We start from the raw sequence: 26,873 nt of genomic DNA, 5'->3' as shown, positions 1-26,873 counted from the left end.
AAGTATTTTATGCAAAAAAAAATGGGGGAATCGATAAAAAATTAAATTAATAAAAGAGAGTAATCACAGGGGCAGATGAGTTTCTGTGAGAACTCTCATATTAAAAGGGGGAATGACCATGCAAATACAGTTTTTAGGGGCAGCAAAAGTAGTGACGGGTTCAAATTATTTAATTAGCACAAACAAATATAAAATATTATTAGATTGTGGTTTATTTCAAGGTAGCAAGCAACTAGAAAAATTAAACTTTAAAGATTTTGAATTTGATCCTACTCAAATGGATTTTCTTCTACTCAGTCATGCCCATATTGATCATAGTGGTAGAATTCCAAAATTAGTCAAAGATGGTTTTAATGGAAAAATCGTTACTACTAAAGCAACGAAAGATTTATGTGATATCATGTTAGTGGATAGTGGACATATTCAAGAATCTGATGCCACATGGGAAAATAATAAACGTAAAAGAGCTGGGCTTCCATTACTTGAGCCTCTCTATACTGCTGCAGATGCTAAAGTCAGTCTAAATTATTTTGATCCTTGTCTATATGATCAAACGATTAGACTAAACGAAGACATTACGGTTCGTTTCAAAGATGCGGGGCATATATTAGGTTCCTCTATTATTGAACTCTGGGTTACTGAAAATAATAAAACTGCCAAAATCGTTTTCACAGGCGATTTAGGTATGAAAAATAAGCCCCTTCTAAAAGATCCTGAATTTATTGAAGAAGCTGATTATATTATTGTGGAATCAACTTATGGAAATAGACTTCATGAAAAAATAGAAGAAAGAACAAAAGAATTAATCGATATTATTAATAAAACAGCTTTACGTGGTGGCACAGTAATCATTCCATCTTTCGCGATCAACAGAACTCAAGAACTAATCTATGAATTAAATAAATACTATGCCCATACCAAAGAACTAGAAAACTTTATGAAAGTGCCTATATATATAGACAGCCCCATGGCAATATCCGCAACAGAAGTCTATCGACGTAATTCTTCTGGCTTTGATGATACAACAAAAAAATTGATTTTAAGCGGTGATGACCCCTTTCATTTTGAAAATCTTTACTATGTAAATAGTCAAAAGGAATCTATGCGATTAAATAACCAACCCTATCCAAAGGTAATTATTTCTGCTAGTGGCATGTGTAACGCAGGACGTGTTCGTCATCATCTGAAACATAATCTATGGGATAAAAATAATAGCGTCATTTTTGTAGGCTATCAAGCTGAAGGCACTCTTGGTCGTCAATTAAATGAAGGCGTTAAAAAAGTAAGACTTCTGGGTGAAGAAATTGCTGTTAAAGCTGAAATATATAGTATCGAAGGCTTCTCAGGTCATGCAGATCAGAAAGATTTAATTATTTGGTTAAAGGCTTTTAAAAATCTTCCTAAAAAAATATTTGTAGTCCATGGTGAAGAAGAATCTGCTGAAACGTTTGCAAAATTGCTTGAAGAAAAGTTGGGTGTTGATACAATTGTACCAAACATGGGATATATATTTGAAGTAAAAGACAATATGCTAAAAAGTTATTCTGGTGAAATATTAGAACCTTTAAAGAAAAAAGAAAATATCCTCAAAGAATTGCAAGATGTTTATAATACCTTTGATCATCTAGCCCGTAAAACCGATATGCTGATTGATGACAAACTGCTTAAAAAAGAATATGATCAGTTGAAAAATAAGCTTTTGGAATTAAATCAGCAGCTCCTCGATATCAATATGTTGCTCAGTAGATAAGGAAGGACCTTCTTCGTTTCTTCCTTTTTCTTTACTTCCATCTATACTATAAAATTTATCGCACAAGAAATATCAAAACAAGTGTCAATGCGAACGCTGATCCAGAAAAAAGTAGCGATTCTAAGCAAGGTATCTAAAAATACCTAAAAAATGCACCACACTACCCGCTAAAACGAAAACATGCCAAATCGCATGATTATATGGAATTTTTTTGAAAGCATAAAAAATTGCGCCTACGGTATATATGATGCCACCTGCCAAAAGCCACATAAAAAAACCAATAGGAACCATCTCAAGCATAGGCTTTACAGCAATCACCACCACCCATCCCATCAGGATATATAAAGCTAAAGAAACTACCTTATACTTTTCAAACTTATTAAAAGTAAAAATCTTAAATAAAATCCCAATCAAAGCAATGCTCCAAACAGATATTAAAATCCCAATTCGCCAATATCCATCCATAGCAAGCAACGCAACGGGAGTATATGTACCCGCTATACATAAAAATATAGATGAATGATCAAATACTCTAAGAATTCTTTTGACTCTTTCTTTTTGAAAACTGTGGTAGAGCGTTGACGCAACATATAAGCAAATGGAACAAACCCCATATATACTAAACCCTGTGATTGAAATAGGTTTTTTTTCCCATATGGCATAAACCAAGAGTATTGTCAAAGTTACAACACTAAACAGGATGCCAATGCCATGGGATATACTATTGGCGATTTCTTCTTTGAAAGAATATCTTCTACCCATCGATTCATTTGTTTTAAAGGTATTACTTTTAAATTTCACCTTATCCCCTCCCTAAACCAAAATATCACATATAGTTCTTTAGTCCTTATATACATTATATCAAATATTAAGAAATTTATAGCTATTTTTATGCGCCACAGATAAATATTTCCAATCACTTTCTATTTGTTTATAAATAATCCCCCATAATTCTGCTTTAATAAATATTACAAGCATCGTGTAAAGTCATTATCACGATTTATATAGTTTATCTTTTAAATATGCCTTATGCAATTAATCATTCCCTAAAAATGGGATTAAAATTTCTGCCATCCGCTCGTACCCTTTATTCGTCGGATGCAAGTAATATGGCATTGTTTCTTTATCCCCTATAAATGTAGGTCTTGTCAGATCATTTATTCCTGTTAAATTAAATAAATCACATACAGGTAACCCATATAATAATCCTATTTCTTTCATTACATCAACATAATCCTTACTGATCGTCATTTCCATATTATACGGACCTGGTACATTTGTTGTATTCTTTTCATTATACCAACCTTGAACGGGTGTAATGAGAAATATTTTTGCGTCAGGATTTTCAATGATTATTTTTTCAACTGATGCTTGAATTGCTCCTGCATAGGTATTTACATCAAATGTAGAGCCTATTGGTAATACTACGCCAGGTAAAATGCCATTTTTGTGGTCATTCGCTCCGCTTGTTATTGTTACGGCATCAACCTTATCAAAGTCAAAACCACTTATACGATTCATCCATATCTCCGTCATGTTATATCCACTTACCCCCTGATTGTCGATAATACAACCTAATCTTTCTCTCATATAGCTTTGATATCCTTTAGCTAATTGACCTTTTTCTATATGCGTATTAATATAACGGTTTCCATCATACCATGTAATAGAATCCCCAAATGTTACGAATTTCTTGCCAGCCCATTTAGAATTATTTAAACTAGGATATTCTTGTCTTGTTCTAACACTTTCATCCATGTAAGATACATCTGATATCGTTGAATCTAAAGTACTATTGTGTAAATCTACTGATACTATCGATGCATATTCAGCCATCACAATATTCTTTCCTTGTAAAATAACAAAGCAACATACTAGCATTAAAATAACAAATCTATTTTTCAAGCATCTCACCTCCTATTAAATTATACCCACAGTATTTTCAAATTCCAATAATATTTCTATCATATAATGTCCTACTATGTATTCTTTTTTCCATCTTTATCTTTTTCATAATTTTTCTAAATTTTCTTTTATTCCAACATATACCTCTATCTTCTCTAAATATTTTTTATTTACATTTTCTTCGTTTCTTAATAAATACTGCATTTCATCTATAATCCCTTTAAGATTTTCTATCTTTCTATACTTTACAATATTTACAGATGAAATTTTCCCCTTTAAAAAAATCAAACTCTATCTATTATTGCTGCTATTTTCAAAAACAATTCTGCCGTAGCTTTTGCATCCCAAGATGCTCTATGATAATTTTTAAGTTCTATACCATAATAAGCACAAGCCGCATCTAATTTATTATTAATCCCCTTATATAATCCTTCTTTTTTTAATTTAGTTAAAGCCTTTAGCGTACATATACTCCGATCTATTAGCGGCAAATCTAATTTTTTAAAATAATGATTCATAAAAGGTACATCAAATTTTGCATTATGACAAACAACAATATTATCCCCTATATATTTTCTAATTCTAGGTAGTACCTCTTCTAGATTCGGTTGATCCTTTGTCATTTCTCTTGTAATTCCATGTGCTTTAAAAGCAAATGGATCCATTTCTCCATGAAACCGAATCAAGGACCCTCTTCTTTCTAAAATTTTGCCATCAACAATTTTTACTGCTCCTACTTCTATGATTTCAGCACCATTTTTATAGCTTAATCCTGTTGTTTCAATATCTACGACTATATATTCTTCATTCATATCATACATAATAGATGCTCCTTCCTTATTCTTATATAGCATATTTCTTTCGTTTCTACAAACGTTTTACAATTTATCGTACATGTTAAATAAAAGTTTGTAAATACCTCATAAGATGATTCATAACTTTTTCAAAATTCTACCTTTGTTTCTTACCTATATTAGTGTACTATATAATTAGACTATTCCATATTTAGGATAAATAATCATGTATCCTATAAGGGATCCTTAGAAATAAGGGCACCCATCTTACTTGTTATTTTTTCTTATTGCTAAACAAATAAAGAAAGGTAGGTATAAAAAATGGCAGTAAAACTTAGTAAAGGACAAAAAGTAGATTTGACGAAAAAAAATCCAGATTTAAAAAACCTCATTATTGGTCTTGGTTGGGATATCAATCAAGGTTCAAGCCAATTTAACTTCGATTTAGATGCTTCAGCTTTCCTACTCAATCGTTCTGCTACTGTAAGTAGCGAAGCGGATTTTATCTTTTATAACAACCGCAGTGGCGGGCAAGGTTCTGTCACACACAGTGGTGATAACAAAACAGGTTCTGGATCTGGAGACGATGAACAAATTACCGTTGACCTTTCTCTCATTCCTTTAAGTATTGAAAGAATCGCTTTTACGATTACAATAAACGATGCCCAAAAGAAAGGTCAAAATTTTGGACAAATATCGAATGCATACATACGCGTTCTAGATCAAAATACTTCCGAACTCCTTCTTGAGTATGATTTAGGGAGAGATTTTTCAGTAGAAACGGCTATTGTTGTAGCAGAATTGTATCGCCACCAAGGCGAATGGAAATTCAATGCAATAGGAAGTGGATTCCAAGGCGGATTAGCGGCGTTATGTAAAAACTTTGGCTTAGAGGTAGAAGAAGAATCAGCTATATCTATCCCACCATCGAATGCTATCTATCAACAAAACAATAGTACAAGCATTTCAAACACAGTTTCTCCAACCTATCAACAGTCCTCTTTCCAGCAACCATCTTATGTTCAACCACAGTATGGACAACCAATACATAATCATCAACAATCAGGCCTTACCTGTCCACGATGCCATTCTTCAAGAGTCACAGCAGGTAAAAAAGGCTTCGGAATTGGAAAAGCCGTTGTAGGTAGTCTTCTATTAGGTCCAGTGGGTCTTCTAGGCGGATTCATTGGTAGTAAAAATCTAGAGTTTTTATGTCTTGATTGTAAAGACAGATGGAATGGATCTAGCAACACAAATACATCCCAGTGGCTACAAACACAGGCTAACAACGCAAAAGCTGTAGTTAACCGCTACAAGGGCGCCGATTTAATGGAAGCATTAGTTGCTGGCAGTGCTTTAGTTGCCATTGCCGATGGTGTAATTGATTCTTCTGAAAGAGAACGTCTAATCAACTATTTTAGCACAAGTGATGAAATGAAAGGTATAGATATCAATACAGTTCTTTCTCGTTTTCAATATTATACAAATCGTCTACAATCAGATTTTATGTTAGGTAAAGCAGAAGGCTTAAGAGCTATCGGGAAAATGAGATCAAAACCCGATGCAGCACGCCTCATCGTTCGACTATGCTGCGCTATTGGGTTTGCAGATGGAGAATTTAGTCCCGTAGAAAAAAGAATTGTTCATGAAATTTGTCAAGAACTCTTACTTAATCCAGCAGAATTTGTATCTTGAAAAATGATATAAATATATAAAGATTATATAAAAGGAGCGTACCAAGTATTGATTGCGTACGCTCTTTATATATCCATTCTTATTTTTTTCTTTTCCCCCATGTATTATTGGGGGGACATAGTGTGAAAAATACAGTCTTTTTTGTTCTCTCTTCTATTATTTTATAAAAAATAACCTTTCATCATCAGATACAAAGCTAAATTTAATCTTTTCACTATACGATTTTATACACTCTTGATAAGATTGCCCATTTCCGATGAATCCTTCTTATCCCTTTAGGGCAATATGAATATTCAACCATTGCTTTTGAAAATAAATTTTTCGCTTTTTCCTTATTTCCTAATTTTTTATATAGTCTCCCTAACTTATAAAGATTTTCCGTGTTGGCAAATTTTTCAATTTTTTCTTCTAGATCATTGATGATATGTCTATCCGGTGCATACTTTTCCATTTCATGATCTATTAACGCAATATAGGGCAACCCATATCCTATGCGGGGATTGACTTCTAATGCCTTCATAATATAGTCTTTTCCTTCATCACTTCTTTTCAATTTCATAAGAGTCATGCCCATATAATAATAAAAGTTAGCCGTTTCATTATCTTTTAATTTAGGATGCTCCAAATATTTTAGTGCCTCTTCATATTTTTTCTTCTCAAAATACAATATGCCAATCGAAAAAGTTGCAGACGCATTTTGAGGGTTTACCTGTAGTTCCTTCAGGCTATTTTTCATTTGCCGATTTCTCCTAAAAATCCTTGTAAAATCAGGTAAAAACCCTAGATAAAATCTATCTATCAATGAATATATAATTATTACCCCTAAAAATGCCATTAATGGATTTCCTGTAATAGATGATAGTAAAAAATATATAATAAATCCTTTCATGATATTACCTCCTTATTCCATATATGAGAAAACAAAGTCTATTATACAATAATTTCTGTAAAATAACTAGTACAATCTATTGATCATTTTAGAAACTTTTTTCGCTTTCTTTACCTTCACCACTAAAAAAGGAACTGCGCACATGCTCAGTTCCTTTTTTCAAATGATTCATTAAAATACAATCTTAAATTCATTTATATACAAATCTAATTATCCTAAGAATTGTTCTAAATCTTCATCCACATTATTTATTCCATTGATCCCAAAAGTCTCAACTAGTATTTTTGCTACATTCGGTGATAAAAATACGGGTAATGTTGGTCCAAGCTTAATATTTTTTACGCCAAGATAAAGTAATGCAAGTAATACAATAACTGCCTTTTGCTCGTACCATGCGATATTGTATGCGATTGGTAATTCATTGATATCATTTAGTTCAAACACTTCTTTTAGTTTAAGCGCAATGACTGCTAATGAATAAGAATCATTACATTGTCCTGCATCAAGGACTCTCGGAATCCCAGCAATATCTCCTAAATTTAATTTATTATAACGGTATTTCGCACATCCTGCTGTTAAAATTACGGTATCCTTTGGTAGTTTTGCTGCAAATTCAGTATAATAATCTCTTGATTTCATTCTGCCATCGCAACCCGCCATTACAAAGAATTTTTTGATTGCACCAGATTTTACAGCCTCTACCACCTTATCCGCTAATGCAAACACTTGTGCATGGGCAAATCCTCCGACAATTTTACCGGTTTCAATCTCTGTAGGTGCACTTAATCTTTTCGCATGTTCAATGACTTCTGAGAAATCTTTTACACCCTTCTCATCTGCAACAATCACTTTACATCCTGGGTAACCGGTTGCCCCTGTAGTATAAATTCTTTCAATATGTTCTGCTTTTGGTGGTACGATACAGTTTGTTGTGAAAAGAATAGGCCCATTGAATGTTTCAAATTCTTCTTTTTGCTTCCACCATGCATTTCCATAGTTTCCAACAAAATTGTCATATTTTTTAAATGCTGGATAATAGTGTGCGGGTAACATCTCTCCATGTGTATAAACATCTACGCCGCTACCTTGTGTTTGTTTTAATAATTGCTCTAAATCTTTTAAATCGTGACCGGATATTAAAACTGCTGGATTATTTCTAACCCCAATATTTACTTCAGTTATTTCTGGATTTCCATAAGCACCTGTATTCGCACCATCGAGTAGTGCCATTACATCTACACCATATTTTCCTGTTTCTAATGTAAGTGCCACCAATTCATCTGCGCTTAGCGTATCATCTAATGTTGCTACTAAAGCTTTTGCAATAAATCTATAGATTTCATCATTTTCTTTTCCTAGATTATATGCATGTTCTGCATAAGCTGCCATACCTTTTACCCCATAGATGATTAATTCTCTAAGAGAACGAACATCTTCATTTTCTGTAGCTAAAACACCCACGCCAACAGAATCTGCTTTTGCTTTGATCGCTGCATCTGATTCGGCGCTCCAAGTAGCTGTATCATGTAAATCATTCAGTACAACACCTTTGTCGCTTAATTCTTTTTTCATTTCTTCTCTTAAAGCTAAGCCTTCTTTGATCTTTTCGATAAACATAGCATCATCAAAATTAGCATTTGTAATCGTCATAAATAAACCATTCATTGTATAATGATCTGCTTTTTTAAATTTAATGTCCGCCTTTGCACCTTCTTGCGCTACTACTGATATACCTTTTAACGTGTATATCATCAAATCTTGTAAATTTGCAACCTCTTCAGGTTTACCACAAACCCCTTTAATTGTACAGCCTGTTCCTTTTGCTGCTTCTTGACATTGATAACAGAACATACGCATATAAAATCCCCCTTTTTTATTTCATTTATATTTTCTATACGCTTATCATATAATAACTTGTTTATAATTTCGGTATCCTAACTTTGTCTACGACTTCTTTTCCTGTTTGAAAACTTCCTAAACAGCCTTCATGCATTTTCATTCTCCTTTTTTTAAATTATTTCTTCAAGATTTCACCTTTTCTTAAATCGGCTCTAAACGTGCTTATCATCTTGTCCATTTTTTCTAATTCCACTAATACTTCTTTCTCACGATCATTCGTTTGTATCACTTTATGAATGCCTCCATTCTTAATGACAATCCGCTTATCTGCCATTAAAGCTAAAGTAGGATCATGTGTCGCCATGAGTACGATTTTTTCTTCATTAATAAGAAGATTTAAAGCTCTTTTTCTATCGATTCCTGCATTCTCTATTTCATCTATTAAAACAATAGGCGATGTGCTTAATATTGCTGTATCTGCTATCATTAAAGCACGGGATTGTCCACCACTAAGGCTGGTGATCGGTGTATCTAAATCAAATTTTTCACCCGCTAGATGATTTGCTGCATCAATGATTTTTTTGATAACTTCTTGTTCATTTTGAATCATCCTACTTTTCGCATGTAATTCTATAAACTCCATTACCGTTAAATCCATTACAAAATTCATATTTTGAGACAATTGTGCAACCAATTTATTAGAAGATGAGAATCTCCATTTTTTATCTGGTATTTCATCATTAATCAAAATCCTTCTTTCTGTAGGTGTATCTTTATTCGCAGTCCACTCTATATCCGCTAGTAATCTACTTTTACCAGAACCTGTTGGCCCAACGATTGAAACAATTTCTCCTTTATGGATTGTAAATGTTTCAAAATGTTCTTTTTCTCTATATTTATCCTTACCCGCAATAATTGTCAAAGAATTGACTTGATCCGCTTCTTTTATTCCTAGAAATGCTAACATTTGATTCATATAAACAATAAAATCTACTTTCATTCTTTCAATATCGATTGCCCATTCTTCTATTTCTTCCTCTGTAAAATGATTTAAATATTGTTCAAAGGTATATTCATCATATCCTTCTAGATTTAAATGGTTATTTTCGAAAAATGAAACTGCAAAAGGATATTTTTTCTCTAATTCTTTTATTTTCATTTCCTCTATCTCTTTTATATTAATCATTTTCATCACCTAATTTCAGTTTTCTTACATTGCCCATTTGATAGTCTTCTCCAATTCTTTTTTCTCCTAGGCAATATGAACAAAGTGCTGAAGGCATGGAAAACCTTAATTCTTTTCCTTTCACTGTTTCTATATCTTCTTTTTCATCATACAACAATGTGCTGAGTTCAAATGCGCCTTGACCTGTTAAGCCATTAACATGCATCGTGATTGCTTTAGGGTTTACTGAATGTACTTTTGAAGCAAATACTTCTCTTTCTGCTTGCGATACAATATCTCCTTTTGTGATCACCACAATATCTGCTGACTTTAACATAGGTCCAATCTTTTTAGGTGTATTGATACCACTTAGATTATCTATCACACATATTGCTTTAATATCTTTAATATATGGTGAGCAACGATTACAAAGTCCTGCACTTTCTGTAATCAATACATCTAAATTTTCTTTTCTTCCCCACTGTACGACTTCTTCAATATTGCTTACAAAATAATGATCTGGACATAAAGACCCTGACAATCCTTTTTTAACAGGAACACCTGCCTTTTTATATAAAATATCATCATTTGTATACAAACAATCAAATTTTACTACCCCTACCTTTAATTTTCTTTCATGTAATACACGAATTGTTTTTAATATGATCGATGTTTTCCCTGATGAAGGGGGGCCTGATATCGTTATTACATTCATATTTACACCTCCCTAACTGCTTCATTAAATAATTTTTCACATTTTTTGATCAAATTCCCTATATCATTGTTTTTAATATAATCCCATCCAAGCCACATGTACTTATGCTCACTTGAAATCATATTATCCACATTGGGATTTACACTTGGGAATTTTCCATTGTGTGATAATATTTCTCCGATCTCCTTCGAAGCGAAAAAATCTACAATCGGTTTTAATTTTTCTTTTTTCTCTTTTTTGCTTAACATAAATATTGGACTGATAATGGCACCGTCTTTTGGCCATATAGCACGCATAGGACCGCCTCTTTTTGTCATCTTTGTGAAAAAATAAGGCATGATCGTAACGATAGGTCTTTCTGTCTTTTTAATATGCGATTTCACCATTTCTGATGGGTGCATACTTCTTAACAAACTTTTTCCTAATTTTTTTACGCCTTCTTCACCATATTTCTGATGAATATTTAATAATATCGCATTGAATAAATCAAAATCCCCGATCGGTAAGCTCACCTTATTTTCAAATACTTCACTGAGTAGATCTTCCCAGCTTGTTGGCATTTTTCTTCCATCCAGTTCTTCTGTATTGACTAAGAATACGGCTGGAACAACCCCAATCATTGAATACTGCTTGTCTGGATCTTTAAGTTTTATAGATTCATTTTCAAAATCTTTATTGTAATGATGCATACTTGTAATATCTTCAAATACATTTTCAGATTTGTATTTACCGATTAAATTTTTATCGAAAAACAAGTCAAACCCAGCGGATATAAATAGGTCTGCGAGTATATCTTCTGATTCTTTTTTTTCTAAAGATGCTTTTAACCAATCGACCCCCATAGATGCAGCCTTTAATTCATAACCGATTGTCCTATCTAATACATCTTTATTTTCTTCTAACCACTTCTGAAAAGCTTCCATTAATGGCACTCTTACTGGACAAGGCAATACCCCTTCAATTCTTATATCTGTATCTTTTATGCTTTCATTCTCATCTTGCTTATTTTCAATGATATCTACTAATTGTTCTACAAACGTATCTACATTTATTTTCTTCATATTTAAAGCAGTTTCCAATGTAATAGATTTTCCAATGGTTGCTCTTTGTTTTTCATCTTTTATATTGTCAATACCTACCGATACTAATAAGTCAATGGCTTCTTTATATTTTTGAGTAATATCAAATAGTGTATCTTTCCTATCAAAATATTTATTCTCCATACAGATCCCCTCCTTCGGGCATTTTCTTTTATCGCTTTCTTTGTTTTTATTATAGCATTTACTTTCTCTTATTTCCGTATCCTATGTTACGTAAAATCATTCAATAAATTCTTTTTTCTAAAGCAAAATATCTTGGCTACAATTGTGCGTCTTCTAATTGATAATTTTCACATTATAAAAACGGTTAACCCTATAAGTTTATAGGGTTAACCATTTTTACTTTATCTGTTTATAAGACGTCGCAGTTGGTTTAGGAGGCGTAAAATTCCCATCTTAATTTCCGATGTTCAGCTTTGCTAAACAAGTTTATAATTATATATTTGCTTTTAAGGCTTCCATATCTATTATTTCAAATGAAGATCTATAAAAATCTATAAACCCTTCCTCCTTCATTTTTATCAGTTCTCTTGACAATGATGGCCTCGATATATTTAAGAATTCAGCCAATTCATTTCTTTTTAAAGGGATCATAAATTTATTTTTTTTAACGCTATGATATTGTTCTAATAAATAAGTGCTTACTTTTGTTCTTATACTTTTGATTGCTAAATATTCAATCTTTCTATTTAGTTGGAGCGCTTTTTGCGAAACAATCTTTAACATATTTTGTATTAATAATTTGTGTCCTATACACATTTTAGGACAATTTCCCATAATTTTTTCTGTCGGTAAAAATAATATGGTACAATCTTTTGAAGCAATCACTGTAGCAGGCCATTTATCATTATCAGAAAAAGCAACAATCTCACCAAAAATATCACCTTCGTTTAATTTTGCCATCATCACGCGATCCCCTGCTACATTTTCTTTTGTGACAATCACTTCACCTTCTACGATAATCCCGATCCCCGTAAACTTATCTTCTGCTATGGTTATATACGCTTTCTTTTTATAAGCTACTTTATTTGGATTTAAACAAAGTAACATCTTATTTAACGCATCTCTTTCAATATTTTCGAACAATCTAACCTTTATCAACGTGCTTAACCATTTGGTATACATAAAATTTCTCCCCAATATTATATTTATTGCATCTATCCTACCACAAATTTACTTGATATTGTCAAGCATTATTGACCATTGAACGAACCGAAAAAAAGATAGCAATGATTATTCGCTATCCTTTATAATATCATCATAAACCATATTTTTAGAACTTTATAGTTATTTTTTAAGAAAATTCATTTTTTTATCTTTATACGATTGATTTCTTAAATCCTTTTCCATGTACTTCTGAAGTATCTAGTATAGAAATAAATGCTTGAGGATCTTTGTCTTCAATTAACTTCTTAATTTTAGGTAATTGTCTCAAAGTTACAATGCAATAAATAACTTTCCTTTCATTTCCTGTATAAGCTCCCTGCGCATGCAGAAAAGTTACACCTCTGCCTACTTCTCGTATGATATGATCTGCAATTTCTCTTTCCTTTTGTGTTACAACAAACAATAGTTTTTTTCTTTCGATTCCATTCATTACTCTGTTCATGACTTCTGAACTAATGTACATAGAAATCAATGTGTAAAGTGCAATACTGATCCCATTAATCCTTGTTCCAATGAATACAACTACTATGTTCATGGCAAACAAATAGTTTGCTATACTTCCTCCTGTTTTTTTCTTAAGTATCACAGCGATAATATCTGTTCCTCCCATAGAAGCTCTATTTTGAAAAACAATGGCGCCACCAATCCCCCCTAATATACCTCCATATACACTAGATACAACCATATCATTCATCGTATAATAATAAGATATATTTTGAGTTAAAATCATAAACCCCGCTAAAGACACCATGCCAATTAAACTAAAAATACAAAACTCTTTATCCACTTGTTTCATACCCATTAAAAATACAGGTATGTTTACAGCTAATATATAATAACCCGATGAAATATGCGTTACATACTGTAGTATTAAGGCAATTCCCCATCATTCATTATAAAGTACAAAAATACTTTATACCTTTATTCTAAATCAAAATTGTACCCTCATTATAAACTATATAAAAAAACTTCACTACCATTTTCTCCAAATTATTGATTTTTATTTTAACGCAATGTGACATCCTATCTTTTAGAAATGAAATGTATCCAACCTCTTTATCAACGCTTCTACATTAGTCTAATAAAATAATTAATCTTTTCTTTTTTCATCCCAGTATAATTATTGAATACTTATTTTAAATTATAATTTTATGAAAAACTTTGTGAATATAGGTAGATTTTGGGGTGATTTTGTTTATATTGTTTATACAAAGGTATCTTTAGTTCATATATCTTTAGCTATTTAAGGATTTAAACACCCTAAAGAATAAACTGCTATTCATAAAGAAACAAAATAGCATCATGATATAAATATAAGCGCTATTCAATCAAAATATGATACTCTAAAAAATGGCTCACACTATCACAATATTGATGAAGAAAAGTGGCTACTGCTTTTGCCTAAAATAAAATAGTAGATTTACAATCTACTATTTTTCCCTTTATTTTTATAAATTTAATTTTTTTTTCATTAACATGCGAACTACAAATTTCTACAGACATTAAATTAAATATTATCATCCTATGTTTATGATCTGTATTTTGTAATTTATGAAATTCTTTTACTTTAATGATTTCTTTGATTGCATTTAAGATGACTGTGGACAAAAACGGTTTAACCCTGATAGACTGGCAGCTCCTGCAATGGTTGTCCCAAAATAAATGACAGGTTTTTCTATCTTTAGGAAATCGACAATGGATCCATTACAGATTGTACTTCCTGTCACTAAAAATATATCCGCCCATGCTTGAACAGCTTCCATATTACATATTCCACTTTCAATTACAATTCCGTACTTATCTTTGCCGATATTATCTTCATCTAGGTCAAAGACTCTTAATGTAAATTTATGTGCCAAAACTTCAACCATCGCTGGTTGCAGACCAAACATAGCAATTTTAGGATTTCCATATTCTTTCTCTATCATTTCCACCAATTCCACACTACATTTTCGAGGTCCATCATCTTTACAATGAATAGTACACTCAGTCATTTTAAGTTCCCTTAAAACCGCATTCATTCCAGATATAAAAACCGCGCGATCAAAATTTGTCTGTAGTGGTATGGTTGCTAATTCCTCCAATTTACCCCTATAGCCATTTGGCATATCCGTAAACGCTTGGCCGTAGGAACATCCAAAACAAGCTTGCATCAATTTCTCTTTCCCTTTCTGAATAGGAAAATCATTTCTGCCCGGATCCCCAATAGCCTCTTGGGCTGTGAGCACAGAACAGGTAATCGCTATTTCTTTTTCATTAAGTTCATTTTCATTTACAAGTTGTTTAAATTTTCTTTGTATTTTTATCAAATAATCTTCTTTTTTCATATCTCTTCCTCCTATTTTTAAAGTTTCTATTTCCATAGTTTCTTTACACTTTATGATTTGTAGAAATTGTCACTAATCCTCTATAATGTGAATATGCTTCATATTCACCGATAAATTAACCCTTGATCCTACTTTTAAATCGAGTCTTTGCCATTCATTACAAGACAATGCCACATGCCAGTATCTACTCCCCTTACAAATCATCTCAACATGCGTGCTATGTATCATTACCTTTTGTACGCAAGCGTTCCATGTATTTAAATTATGTAAAGGTGTATCCTCCCTCAAAGACACTTCTATTTGCCCAGCATGAATCATCAAATAAACTTCCTTTTGATTAGCATCTGTGCGCAATTTCTCATACAGTGGTCCTAAAACCCATTCATTTTCTCTATCGCTAAACCAAAGTATTCCATTAATGTTTTCAATTTTACCCTTGATGATATTCTCACTTCTAAGAAACTCTGCTACAAAGAGTGATCGGGGCTGATGAAATACATTCAAAGGTTCTCCTTGCTGCACTATTTTCCCCTGATTCATTACAATTAGCTGCGTGCCTAACTGTAAAGCTTCATTAAAGTCATGTGTCACATGAATAATACCCAATCCTTCTGAATGATGTAATTCATGTAGCAACGCTTGCATAGCATGACGTGTTTGTGGATCTAAAGCAGACAATGGCTCATCTAAAAGAAGAACAGGAGGACTACACAAGATCGCTCTCGCTAAGGAAACACGCTGCTTTTCTCCTCCGCTTAATAACCGTGGAACACGCTGCAACAGATGTGAAATGCCCATTGCTTCTGTAATCCTGTTCAATCTTTTTCGTATTTCTACCTCTTTATGCCTTTTTTGAGCGCTAGCTCCGAATAAGATATTTTCTTCTACATTTAAAAAAGGATAGAGTAAGCTGTCCTGATAAGCAAATCCAAAGCAGCGTGCCTCTGGAGACCATGTAGTAATATTGGTATTATTTAGAAATATTTGCCCCATAATTGGTTTTCGCAGTCCTGCTAGTGTTTCCAGCAACATTGTTTTCCCACAACCAGTAGGTCCTAAGATCATTGTATATTCTTTTTTGTGCAATGAAAAAGAAATATCTTGAAGTTGAAATCCTCCAGCTTCGACGCGAAGTCCTTCTACTTGAAAAAAAGTTTTTTTCATACGCTGACCTCATTTCGAAGAAGAATCTTTAATATAATGAGCAAGACAAAAGCAATAAAGAGCATGACAATAGCCGTGGAAATGGCAAATTTTATATCCCCAATAGACATATTGAGAAAAACTGCTACAGAAAGAGTTTCTGTCTTCATCCTAGTAATTCCAGCCAGCATAGCCGTTGCTCCAAATTCCCCTAAAGCCCGTGTCCAAGCCATCATTATTCCTGCAATAATTCCGTTTTTAGCCAATGGCAAGGTAACTTTTAAAAAAACATTTGGGGGAGAAAAACCTAAAGTACGTGCTATATTCTCCATTCGTTGATCAATCGAAGCAAATGCCTGCTTAAAGGTTTTAATGGCATAAGGCGTAGCAATAAAGCATTGGGCAATAATAACTCCTAAAGGAGTAAAAACAATCTTTATTCCAGCCTGAGCCAGATGATCTCCCAAAACAGGACCAAAGAAGATTAGTAAAGCAATCCCACTAATCAGCGGTGGCAACACAATGGGCATGTCTAGCATCGTATCCAAAAATACACGCCCTGGAAGTTTATATCTCGATAAAATATAGGCACAAGGCAAAGCAATGATCGTTGCAAAAATTGTGGCGACTAAAGAAGTCCATAGCGTAAACTTTAATGCAAAATGAAATTCTACTTGTTTAAGAATGTTAAAAAGAGTACTAAGATCACTATAAGAGATTAAGCCCATCATTAATAACAGGAGAAATAAGATTGTAAAGGCAAATACTATCCATAACAAACAAAAAAATATAGCGTTTTGTAGTTGCTTAGGATTATTTTGTCTTGAATCCATATTTCTCGAAAGTTGCTGGGCCGTTCTCCTGTATATATTTCATGAAGTCTAATGCCATATCTTTATTTGTTGAATATATTAAAGAAGTAACAGGAATTTCTTCTACCTGATTCACTTTAGGATCCATTTCAATAACTTCTAATTTATCTCTGTCTTTAAATGTATTACTGTATTCAACTATACCCGCATTTCCTTGACCCATAGTTATTGCAGCTAATACCTTTGCAGGTGTTTCTAAATTAGCAATAATATTTTCTTCTATTTCGTCTTTTTTACCCGTCTTTTCAAAAATTTTATAAGCTGTTTTACCTATAGCCGTCGCATCTTTATCAGGAATTACAAGTTCTACGCCTTCACGCGAGAGATCTTCAACTGAATTTATTTTTGCAGAATTCCCCTTAGGTGTAATGATCACTGGTGTATGATAAGCAATAGGCCCCATTACCTGGTCTATAAATCCATTTTCTTTAGCTTTTTCCACAAATGTCATTCCACCAGGCATAAATATGTCTCCTTTTTTCATTGTCTCTACTTGATTCATCAAAGCACCAGAATTGTTAAAGGTCAATTCTACTTTTATTCCTGTTTCCTTCTCATAAGATTCAGCCAAGTCACTTACTGGATTTTTTAAATTTGCTCCAATAAAAGCAAACAAAACCTTTGTGGATTCTTCTTTCTGCTTCGCTTTACTACTACAACCCCCAAGAAATAATAAACCTACAAAACTAAATACTATAAGGTAAAAAATTCTTGATTTTTTATTATTATACATCTCCTAAAACCCTCCTTATTATTTTGATCATAAATTTCGATTCTTTTGAATACTATCTTTGTCGTATTTTATCCTATAAATAACGCCTCTAAATTGAGTTTGAACTATCATACAAAGTCTTTCAAGCTTTAAATGCATAGGTTATACTTTTTAATTTTATTATAAAGCGTATTCCTTCTAATTCCCAAATCATCAGCAGTTCTTGTAATATTCCCTTTGTTTTTTTGAAGAATTTTTTTTATGTGTTCTCGCTCTACATGCGCCAAATTTAAAATTTCAACGTCCTGTGCATCATCAGTAGCACCCGTTTCTTTATTAAAATATTCCGATGGAATTGTTTCTGTATTAATAATCAATTCAATAACATTTTCTAGTTCTCTAATATTCCCAGGCCAATTATAGTTCATCATTAGCTTCAAATATTCATCTGGAATTTCAATCTCTTTTTTATTAAGATTGTCACAAATTGTCTTCATAAAATAATGAATTAAAAGCTTAATATCCCCTTTCCTTTCACGTAAAGGAGGGATATATAAAGGCAATACATTAAGTCTGTAAAAAAGATCTTTTCTGAATCTTCCTAATTCCACTTCTTTTTTCAAATCTTTGTTTGTTGCAGCAATGACTCGAACATTAACCGGGATGGATTTTTGACTTCCGATTCTTGTTATAATGCCTTCTTGCAATACCCTTTGAAGCTTAATCTGCATATCTAGAGGCAATTCACCAATTTCATCTAAAAGTATTGTCCCTCCGTCAGCTTGTTCAAACTTCCCTTGATTGCCCCCTTTTTTAGCACCAACATACGCCCCCTCTTCATAACCAAAAAGCTCAAGTTCCATAAGCTGTTTAGGTATGGCCCCACAATTAATCGCCAAAAAAGGTCCATCCATTCTGATGCTATAATTATGTATAGCTTGCGCAAATACTTCCTTTCCCGTACCGCTTTCGCCTAAAATTAAAATAGTTGATTTACTATCCGCTATTTTTTTTGCATATTGTACAATTTTCAAAAAATTTTCATTCTTACCAATAATTTTATCAAAAGTATAAAATGCTTGTTTCTCTACTTTTTTGATTTTTTCAAAAACATATATAATCTCGACGCTATCATCTATCGGATTATAAATTGGATTTGCCGTCAGATGACAGTTAGAAGCATTATAAAGAGATTTAATGCTGATATCTTGTTCAAAGTGATCTCTATTTAATACGAGTTCTTTAATGTGATCCCACTCATTGATAATCTCATTCATCATTTTTACCTCTAGTTGATTATCTCTATTCCCTAAAAGTTCAGCGACTTTATTGTTATAAATTTTAATTTTCCCATCCACATCTGAAGTAATAATTGCTACAGGCATTGAATTAAATATTGTCTTAATGTGTTTATTATTTGTATTTTGTAATTTATGAAATTCTTTTACTTTCATCATTTCTTCGATTGCATTCGCAGCGGCAATAACCATCCCTAATGTATGTGGATGTACTTGTTCAGTATACCCTGTAAGATCTAGAACACCTATTAAATTCCCCTGATAATCTTTTATAGGTGCCCCTGAGCAGGTCCATCTGTGATAGGATTTGATATAATGATCTGCTCCTGATAATTGTACGGGTTTCCCTGTTTTTATTACAACTGCCATTGCATTTGTTCCAATACTTTCCTCATCCATATATGCACCCGGAATCATTTTTAGTTTAAAAGCTTCACTTAGGATCTTCTCATCCCCAATTGCATTCAATATACAACCCTCACCATCAGTAAGTAACGCAAAAAAATTATGACCTTTAACAATATTTATCAATTGTTCCATATATGGCGCTGCTGTCAAAATCATTTTTCTTTTTTTCGCAAACTTATTTTGTAATTCAGCATCACCAATAATTTTATTACTGTAAACCATATCTCTATTGATATTTAAGCGTTTACATCTCCCATGAGAGCTTTCGATGACAGGTCTAAATTCCTCTTTAATCATAATCATTACTCCTTTAAATTAACCGTTTGTATTCCCATTTTTTATTTGCATCATTGCATATAAGTTCATTCACACAACCATATGGTTGCTGAATACTAAAAATATCTTCAATAGAAAGCCCTAATATATAACTTAATATAACTCTGTTCACCCCCGCGTGCGCAACGATCATTATATTCCTAGCGTAACGATCAACAATACTATCAAATGCTAATAATACTCTACTTGCTAATTGGTTGAAGCTTTCACCTTCAGGCGGTATGAAAGATCCTAAATTTCCCCCTCGGTCTTCATATGCTTGTGGAAAGTTTTTTTTAATATACGAAATTGGTTTATTTTCCCATATTCCCATATTGATTTCTGTAAATTCCTTAATAGGAATAAAGATTTGTTTTTTTTCTTCACATATGATTTTTGTTGTTTGCAAACATCTTGTTAATGGACTCGTAAAAATCTTTTCAATAGGAATCTGCTTAAAATAGCTTTTTAGGAATTTCGCCTGCGCAATCCCCTCATGATCTAAAGATAAATCTGTTATTCCTAAATACCTTTTTTCATTTCCAATATCAATCTTTCCATGTCTAATTAAATAAATTTTTTTATTCATACATAAAACCTTTTCCATTTATCCTCTCGATTTTCTTAATAATAGCTTTTGCTGCAAGCCACCGTTCATTTATTTTTTCTATTGCCTTAGGATTATCTCTGTTGTCTTGTAATGCCTGCCCAAATCGTTCATCCATTTCACAAATATTTTCCTCTTTCACAAGCTTATCCGCTAAATAAAGTATTTCTTTTTCTGTTATAGGCCCCTCCTCGCAAATTTTTATGTCCATATGAGAAGCGATTATATCCCCAACAAAATCATAACCGATTGACTTTATCATATTTGCACCCAATAGCGCATGATTTTTTTCTTTTCTAGCAATATCATGTAATCGTGCTGCTGCAAAAAGGGCATGCTCATTTAAATAAATTCCACAAGAATTAACTTCATTATAGATAATACAGGCAACACTTTCAACTACTTCACAATGTTTGATTATAGGATCAGGCACATGATATTGCACCATGATTTCTAAACATTCTTCTTTAGTAGGCGCATTTTGTTGATCATATGCTGAAAGTTTTTCATAATCTTCTTTTTTATCCATATCCATTAAAATAGCTTTATCAAAAACAGGAACACATAATGAATCCTCTTGAAACACTTCTAAAACTCTTTTTAGACCCCCATCACTATTGCTATTTAGAATCCTATCCTTATATTTGCAATCAATCAATGGTGGATGTCCTTTTTTTTCGCTAAATATTGGATAAAAAACCCCTTTATCACAGCGAGCATAGCTATTTTTTAATCGTTCAAGTGTTTGAATCTTTATTAAAGGAATATCCACCGGTTGCATAAAAAATGCATCTATATCCTTGTCCAATTCCATAATTCCTTTTTTAATAGAACTAAACATGCCTTGTGGATAGGATTCATTCAACACAAAGGTAACTTCAAATCCTTTCAATTTTTCAATGATCTCCTTGCCTCTATGCCCAACAACAACATAAATATCCTCAATGCCAAAGCGCCTATAGGTATCCACTAATCTTTCAATAGCCGTGCCATTTTCAAACTTTAGCAACGGCTTAAAACTATTCATTCTAGATGAATAGCCAGCTGCAATAATAATCGCTGCAATTCTATTTTTTTTCATTCGTAGGTAATCTTCTCACCTTAATCAGTTCTGCAACAATACTAATTGCAATTTCTTCAGGCGTTTGTGCATAGATTTTAATACCAATAGGACAATGAACCCGCTCTATATCCTTTCTTGCAAAACCTTCTTGTAATAATTCATGATACGTATGGTCTCTTTTCGTGTGACTTCCAATCATACCTATATATTTGGCATCCGTTTTTAACATTTGAGCAAGAACTTCCTTATCATATGAATGCCCCCGCGTTACAATCACAATATAGCTGTTGTGATTAATTTCAATAATATTTGTCAAGTTATCAAAGGAGGGAATCACTCTTACTTCTTGTGCTGTTTGAAATCTTTTCGTATTTGCAAATTCCTCTCTATCATCAACAACAATTGTATAAAAGCCTAGATTTTTCGTAAGATCTGCAATTTTTTGAGCAACATGTCCTGCTCCAATAATACACACTCTTTCAAAATTATAAAATGGCTCTATCAAATATCTTTCCTTACCATGAACTAATTTGATTTTAATATCGTTAAAATCTTCTCTAATAGATTTTGTTATCCTCTGAATTTCATTATCCTCTACCCCATAGAACGCGGTTTCGGTACAAATCCATTTATCCCTACCAGAAATATAACCATTTTTCTCAGAAATCTTTGTTATCATAACAAAGTCGATTCCATTTTTTCTAAGTTCGTTTGCTTTTTCATAAATTTTAACCATATTTTTATCAAAAGGATCGATATATTCTAAAAGCACTTCTACATCTCCGCCACATGCCATACCGATTGCCCCAGCATCCTTATTTGACAATATAAAGTCCTCAATTACAAACTCTCTGCTATTAAATACGCTCGCGGATAATTTCATTGCCATTGCCTCAAGCAAACCTCCACCTATAGTTCCCATGATGGAAAAATCTTTTTTTATCAACATTTTGGTTCCTTCATCCCTTGGTGCAGAACCCGATTTATTTAATATTGTAGCCATTACAATTTCTTGTTTATCCTTTAATAAATCCATCACTTGTTCACAAATATCTTTCATCTATTGTTCTCCTTTCCTAAAATCATATATCTTTCTTTTAATCATGCTATTTGTAATTTTAGGTGTTCTATCATCTGGCTGCCAATTTATATCTAAATCTAACTTAAAGTTCAATCTATCATATATGCGATTTGTAATCTCTTCTTTCATCCTTTCGAATTCACTGCTATCATTTAGGATTAATAGTAATGACAGCATATCATCATTATAAAGAGTGGCATTATAATCTAGCACTTCTCTAAATGCTAAAATGATTTCATCTAATTCTCTTAAATGTATTTCCTTTGAGTTTTTCAGCACTACTTTATTTGTCATTCTTCCAATCACTTTATCCATTTTCTTTAAAAATGTGCCACAAGCACAAGCGATTGTTGAAAATCTTGCAATATCTCCTGTTCTATATCGAATAAGGGGCATAGCCTGCCGATTAAACGTTGTGAAAACCACTTCCCCATATTGACCATCATTAACAATCGCGCCTGTTTTCGGATTGACGATTTCAAAGTATAAATCCTCTTCTCTTAAATGATATCCGTTTAATGCTTCGCATTCAACCCCACCGCCATATCCCATTTCAGTCATCCCATAGTGATTAAAAACGTCGCAATTAAACTGGTCTTTAAGTTCACGAACCAAAACATCGGGAACATAATCCGTACTCAGCAAAACTTTTTTAATATGTTTTCTAAAGACATCGCTTTTCATTCTGCTTAAATAAAGTACTTGCATCGGTATTCCTACGATACAGGTAATGTTATTTTCTTCAATACACCGTTTTACTTCCTCTAGGTTTGTTAACACCCCATGAACAATACATTCTATATCAGACAAACGCAATGCTTTTTTTAGTAGATCTCCAATACTACCATAAGCATTACCCGGAAGAAGTACAAGAACATGGTCGCGTTGATCTATTAAACATCTCATACCATGCTGAAAAAAATCAATTGTACCCTTTAAGTCCTTTTCGCTAAAATAAATTCTTTTTTCATCTCCACTCGTACCAGAAGTATTCATGGTAACAATACGCTTAATTTCTTTTTGTGCTACACATAAAAAATCACGTGGATTTTTGATGATATCTTGCGGAAAAGTAAATGGAACGGCTGCAAAATATCTCATTGATTTTATGGAATCAATATCGATATGTCTCAATTCTCTTCTGTAATATCTACTCTTTTCCTTGGCATAGTTTAGTGTTTTAATTAATTGGCTAAATTGATATTCTTCCAAAGCCTCTCTACTTTTTGTCCCTATAGAAGTACGATGAAGTATCCAATTCTCTAGTGGCGTTAACTTCATGCAATCACCTCTTTTCTCAATTTCTATAGAGTGACCTTCCCTCTGCATTTGTTAAATTATACATGCAAAACGGAATGAGCCTACCATCATGCGTTACAACATGAATACAACAATCCTTTATTCTCTCTAAATTCACATTCCAAGCATCTTGAAATGCCATTGCAGAAATGCTAAATGAACTTTTTTGTATGGTTTTTAATATTTTATCCCAATCAGAACAATCCTCTTGCTGTTTATCTTTATTATTATGGTTATAGTAGGACCAATTTCTTGCAACAAAAGCTTTCGCCTTATTCGCACCTTCCTCAGCCTTTTCTGTAGCGCAACAACAACTTGATCGTTTTGTAACCTGCATCAATCCATTTTCCTCTATGATATAGTTGCCATGAAATGAGCAAAGTGCATTTTCACATCCTGGTGGTTTCATACTCTCAACCAAAATCATATTATCTGTTTGTTTGCTTATTTCTGTCATCACTTCTGGTAAAGTAATACGGTCTTTATCTTGTGGCATTTTAGGCATTCTACCAAAATAACTAACGGGTTGAAAATGAACACCTCTTACAGTGGGCACATGCTTTATTCCAAATTTAATGATTTCTCCAATATTGTCAATATTCACCCCTGGAACGAGCGTTGGTACCAATACAACGCCAATACCATATTTTTTGCAGTTTTCAATGGCTTTAAATTTTTTCTCAAAAAGTGCTTTCCCCCTAAGCTTTCGATATATTTTGTCATGGGTTCCATCAAATTGCAAGAAAACAGAGCTCAATCCAGCTTTTTTCAATGATATAACATAGTTTTCATCGTCTGCCATACGAATACCGTTGGTATTGACTTGGATAAAGGTAAAACCCAAATCTACGCCCATCTTAATAATTTCTGGTAAATCATTTCTTACTGTTGGTTCTCCACCAGAAAGTTGAATATTACATGTACCGGAAACACGTAAAACACTTTGGTACTGGAATCTAATATCGTTTAATGAAGGCTCTTGGCCCTTTTTAGCAAATGAATCCGCAAAACAGAATGGACACTGTAAATTACAGTTTTGTGTGACTTCAATTAAAGCTGTACATGTATGCTGCCTGTGTTCATTACAAAGTCCACAATCATAAGGGCAACCCTTATCCACTTTGGTTACGGTTTTTTCTAAATACGCTCTTTCTTTATGTCGTACCCATTTTCCCATTGGAATTCCACCTCTCCATAAAACCGTCTTAAAGGTTCCATGTTCAGGACATGTCTTCATCATATATGAGGTTTCACCCTCTGTAAAAATGGATGCATCAATCTTCTTGAGACAAATCGGACACAGACTTTCAATTTTTGATTGTTTGTTTAACAACATCATATCTATTCCCTGCTCCCATATTCATAATCGTATTCTGATAAAACTTCATACACCTTCATGTAACTTTTTACAAGTATATCGCCACACTTTACTTGATAACTTTGATCACCATTTTCAAATTCAGTCACACCAATAAGATCTATACATTCTGTGCTTCCAAATTCAGATTCAAACCATTCGCAAAATGTATCCATCATACGTGAAAAGTTTTCTTGCGTATATTCTTCTTCATGCCCTTTTCCTGCATATAAACCTAAAATTCCAATTCCGCCCGTTAAAACACCACACGTTTTTTGCGTACTGCCAATTCCTTTGCAGAGTCCATGTGCAACTCTTATCAAATCATGATTCTTTGTTTCTTCTTCATCAAGTGCTAATTTCAACATAATCTGCGTACAGCAAAAACCCGATGCTGACAGTTTGAATATTTTAAAAGCTAAATCATCCATTATGCTTCTCCTTTCCTTCCAATCAAAATAAAATATCCAGGTTTACATAACTTCAACTTTTTCTGAAACTCAAGCCCATTCATACAATCTGCATTATTCGTTGCTTTATTCCAAAAAACATCCATAGATCCATATGAAAAAATAATTTTAACCATCAACGCTTTTAGTAAATCACTACAGTCCTCCAAATGTACTATTTCAAATCCTATGTTTTTTAATTTTTCTTGTAATAAGTCTAAATCATGGAGTCCTCTCATACAGCTATTCAAAGAACCACTTTCTAATGCTTGAATTTCGCTTGGATTTTTAGCATAAACGTCCGTAATTATAAAACAACCGTTTTTCTTTAAAACCCTATGTACCTCATTTATCGATGCATTTAAATCATTCATAAGTGATAAGGTACATTCGGCAAATACACAATGAAAACTTTCATCCGGAAATGGCAAAAAATCCCCTGTTCCTGTTACAAAATCCGCAAAAACACATTTCTCCTTTGCTATTTTTAGTAATTTTTCAGAAGGATCGATACCCACAGCTTTTATATTATGTTTTTTATATAGGTATCTGACCGTGGCTCCCATGCCACACCCTAAATCAAGAACCTCATTCTGATCTGTAATATTGCAAAATGCAATTGCTTTTTCAGTTAAATCAAATCCACCAGGTCTTAATGTCTCCCCCATAACGTCGCTCATGCATCTGCTTTCATATGCATTACAACCATCCACACTATTTATCCTCCAATCCTTTTTCTACTTCTAGCATTTTCCCTAAAGCTAGATCCTCACTTATAAACACAAGGTTACATTCAGGGCATTTTAAAAGCGCAACTTCAAAGTTGCCATCTAAATAGCGTACCTTTGTCTTTTCAGATACTAACTCCTTATGACATTTATCACATATCCATAGATTCTTTTTTTCATTCTCATGTTTCATCA

The 26,873-nt window shown here is 32.9% G+C and carries 26 protein-coding genes and 1 pseudogene; 3 read left to right on the top strand and 24 right to left on the bottom strand.

The features are described 5' to 3' along the window. The first annotated feature begins 118 nt into the window (after nucleotides 1-118). Nucleotides 119-1,750: an MBL fold metallo-hydrolase RNA specificity domain-containing protein gene (locus EV214_RS13095; protein ID WP_132246485.1), complete on the top strand. Its 1,632-nt coding sequence runs from the start codon at nucleotides 119-121 to the stop codon at nucleotides 1,748-1,750. Nucleotides 1,751-1,870: 120 nt separating this feature from the next. Here EV214_RS13095 and trhA read toward each other — a convergent pair whose 3' ends face one another. The 4 genes from trhA to EV214_RS13075 all read right to left on the bottom strand — a co-directional run bounded on the left by trhA (nucleotide 1,871) and on the right by EV214_RS13075 (nucleotide 4,476). After that, nucleotides 1,871-2,551: a PAQR family membrane homeostasis protein TrhA gene (gene trhA / locus EV214_RS13090; RefSeq protein ID WP_243116663.1), complete on the bottom strand. Its 681-nt coding sequence runs from the start codon at nucleotides 2,549-2,551 to the stop codon at nucleotides 1,871-1,873. 234 nt (nucleotides 2,552-2,785) lie between these two features. Further along, a complete protein-coding gene (locus tag EV214_RS13085) occupies nucleotides 2,786-3,655 on the bottom strand; it encodes an SGNH/GDSL hydrolase family protein (RefSeq protein WP_132246483.1) in 870 nt (289 codons plus the stop codon). A 105-nt stretch (nucleotides 3,656-3,760) separates the two neighbouring features. After that, nucleotides 3,761-3,943: a hypothetical protein gene (locus tag EV214_RS13080; protein WP_132246481.1), complete on the bottom strand. Its 183-nt coding sequence runs from the start codon at nucleotides 3,941-3,943 to the stop codon at nucleotides 3,761-3,763. After that, a complete protein-coding gene (locus EV214_RS13075) occupies nucleotides 3,940-4,476 on the bottom strand; it encodes a 3'-5' exonuclease (RefSeq protein WP_243116662.1) in 537 nt (178 codons plus the stop codon). The genes EV214_RS13080 and EV214_RS13075 overlap by 4 nt, the downstream gene beginning before the upstream one ends. A gap of 294 nt (nucleotides 4,477-4,770) precedes the next feature. On the opposite strand from EV214_RS13075, the pseudogene EV214_RS19560 reads away from it, so the two are divergent. Both EV214_RS19560 and EV214_RS19555 read left to right on the top strand, forming a co-directional pair. Beyond that, nucleotides 4,771-5,346 (top strand): annotated as a pseudogene (locus tag EV214_RS19560) (TerD family protein); the annotation flags it as partial. Nucleotides 5,347-5,778: 432 nt separating this feature from the next. Further along, nucleotides 5,779-6,144 carry a tellurite resistance TerB family protein gene (locus EV214_RS19555; protein WP_243116665.1) on the top strand — a complete coding sequence of 122 codons (366 nt, stop codon included), beginning with the start codon at nucleotides 5,779-5,781 and terminating at the stop codon, nucleotides 6,142-6,144. Between the two features lie 214 nt (nucleotides 6,145-6,358). Here EV214_RS19555 and EV214_RS13065 read toward each other — a convergent pair whose 3' ends face one another. The 20 genes from EV214_RS13065 to EV214_RS12970 form a co-directional block, all read right to left on the bottom strand. Beyond that, a complete protein-coding gene (locus tag EV214_RS13065) occupies nucleotides 6,359-7,033 on the bottom strand; it encodes a tetratricopeptide repeat protein (RefSeq protein ID WP_132246477.1) in 675 nt (224 codons plus the stop codon). 210 nt (nucleotides 7,034-7,243) lie between these two features. Next, nucleotides 7,244-8,890: a hydroxylamine reductase gene (gene hcp / locus EV214_RS13060; RefSeq protein ID WP_132246475.1), complete on the bottom strand. Its 1,647-nt coding sequence runs from the start codon at nucleotides 8,888-8,890 to the stop codon at nucleotides 7,244-7,246. A 157-nt stretch (nucleotides 8,891-9,047) separates the two neighbouring features. Next, a complete protein-coding gene (locus tag EV214_RS13055; protein WP_207669696.1) occupies nucleotides 9,048-10,031 on the bottom strand; it encodes an ATP-binding cassette domain-containing protein in 984 nt (327 codons plus the stop codon). A 19-nt stretch (nucleotides 10,032-10,050) separates the two neighbouring features. Beyond that, nucleotides 10,051-10,752, bottom strand: coding sequence for a GTP-binding protein (locus EV214_RS13050; protein ID WP_132246473.1), 702 nt, complete (start codon nucleotides 10,750-10,752; stop codon nucleotides 10,051-10,053). A gap of 2 nt (nucleotides 10,753-10,754) precedes the next feature. Next, entirely contained in the window at nucleotides 10,755-11,975 is a 1,221-nt protein-coding gene (locus EV214_RS13045; RefSeq protein ID WP_132246471.1) for an ABC transporter substrate-binding protein, read from the bottom strand. Between the two features lie 312 nt (nucleotides 11,976-12,287). Next, nucleotides 12,288-12,977, bottom strand: coding sequence for a Crp/Fnr family transcriptional regulator (locus EV214_RS13040; RefSeq protein WP_132246469.1), 690 nt, complete (start codon nucleotides 12,975-12,977; stop codon nucleotides 12,288-12,290). Nucleotides 12,978-13,170: 193 nt separating this feature from the next. Further along, nucleotides 13,171-13,890 (bottom strand): YitT family protein, encoded by a 720-nt coding sequence (locus EV214_RS13035; RefSeq protein ID WP_279233130.1) that lies wholly within the window; start codon nucleotides 13,888-13,890, stop codon nucleotides 13,171-13,173. Between the two features lie 718 nt (nucleotides 13,891-14,608). Further along, a complete protein-coding gene (locus tag EV214_RS13030) occupies nucleotides 14,609-15,346 on the bottom strand; it encodes a Rossmann-like domain-containing protein (protein ID WP_132246467.1) in 738 nt (245 codons plus the stop codon). 72 nt (nucleotides 15,347-15,418) lie between these two features. Beyond that, nucleotides 15,419-16,510, bottom strand: coding sequence for an ABC transporter ATP-binding protein (locus tag EV214_RS13025; protein WP_132246465.1), 1,092 nt, complete (start codon nucleotides 16,508-16,510; stop codon nucleotides 15,419-15,421). Then, nucleotides 16,507-17,322, bottom strand: coding sequence for an ABC transporter permease (locus EV214_RS13020; protein ID WP_132246463.1), 816 nt, complete (start codon nucleotides 17,320-17,322; stop codon nucleotides 16,507-16,509). Before EV214_RS13020 ends, EV214_RS13025 begins: the two co-directional genes overlap by 4 nt. Next, the gene (gene modA, locus EV214_RS13015) at nucleotides 17,303-18,094 is read right to left on the bottom strand and encodes a molybdate ABC transporter substrate-binding protein (RefSeq protein ID WP_132246461.1); all 792 of its coding nucleotides are present in this window, start codon (nucleotides 18,092-18,094) and stop codon (nucleotides 17,303-17,305) included. The genes EV214_RS13020 and modA overlap by 20 nt, the downstream gene beginning before the upstream one ends. Before the next feature lie 128 nt (nucleotides 18,095-18,222). Then, entirely contained in the window at nucleotides 18,223-20,076 is a 1,854-nt protein-coding gene (locus EV214_RS13010) for a sigma-54-dependent Fis family transcriptional regulator (RefSeq protein WP_132246459.1), read from the bottom strand. Nucleotides 20,077-20,089: 13 nt separating this feature from the next. Then, on the bottom strand, nucleotides 20,090-20,683 hold the full coding sequence (locus EV214_RS13005; RefSeq protein ID WP_132246457.1) for a histidine phosphatase family protein: 594 nt from the start codon (nucleotides 20,681-20,683) through the stop codon (nucleotides 20,090-20,092). Continuing rightward, nucleotides 20,676-21,782 carry a DVU_1551 family NTP transferase gene (locus tag EV214_RS13000; protein ID WP_132246455.1) on the bottom strand — a complete coding sequence of 369 codons (1,107 nt, stop codon included), beginning with the start codon at nucleotides 21,780-21,782 and terminating at the stop codon, nucleotides 20,676-20,678. The genes EV214_RS13005 and EV214_RS13000 overlap by 8 nt, the downstream gene beginning before the upstream one ends. Next, nucleotides 21,769-22,824 carry an XdhC family aldehyde oxidoreductase maturation factor gene (locus EV214_RS12995; RefSeq protein WP_132246453.1) on the bottom strand — a complete coding sequence of 352 codons (1,056 nt, stop codon included), beginning with the start codon at nucleotides 22,822-22,824 and terminating at the stop codon, nucleotides 21,769-21,771. Before EV214_RS12995 ends, EV214_RS13000 begins: the two co-directional genes overlap by 14 nt. Beyond that, nucleotides 22,825-24,126: a DVU_1553 family AMP-dependent CoA ligase gene (locus EV214_RS12990; protein WP_132246451.1), complete on the bottom strand. Its 1,302-nt coding sequence runs from the start codon at nucleotides 24,124-24,126 to the stop codon at nucleotides 22,825-22,827. Between the two features lie 16 nt (nucleotides 24,127-24,142). Next, a complete protein-coding gene (gene trsS, locus EV214_RS12985) occupies nucleotides 24,143-25,483 on the bottom strand; it encodes a radical SAM (seleno)protein TrsS (protein WP_207669695.1) in 1,341 nt (446 codons plus the stop codon). 2 nt (nucleotides 25,484-25,485) lie between these two features. After that, nucleotides 25,486-25,932: a DVU_1555 family C-GCAxxG-C-C protein gene (locus tag EV214_RS12980; protein ID WP_132246449.1), complete on the bottom strand. Its 447-nt coding sequence runs from the start codon at nucleotides 25,930-25,932 to the stop codon at nucleotides 25,486-25,488. Further along, entirely contained in the window at nucleotides 25,932-26,663 is a 732-nt protein-coding gene (trsM, locus tag EV214_RS12975; protein ID WP_132246447.1) for a DVU_1556 family methyltransferase, read from the bottom strand. Before trsM ends, EV214_RS12980 begins: the two co-directional genes overlap by 1 nt. A gap of 1 nt (nucleotide 26,664) precedes the next feature. Beyond that, nucleotides 26,665-26,871: a DVU_1557 family redox protein gene (locus EV214_RS12970; protein ID WP_132246445.1), complete on the bottom strand. Its 207-nt coding sequence runs from the start codon at nucleotides 26,869-26,871 to the stop codon at nucleotides 26,665-26,667. Nucleotides 26,872-26,873: the final 2 nt, after the last annotated feature.

This window comes from Marinisporobacter balticus (genome assembly GCF_004345705.1).
In the GTDB taxonomy this organism is placed as follows: domain Bacteria; phylum Bacillota; class Clostridia; order Peptostreptococcales; family Thermotaleaceae; genus Marinisporobacter; species Marinisporobacter balticus.
This window is presented reverse-complemented; position numbering and strand designations above follow the sequence as displayed.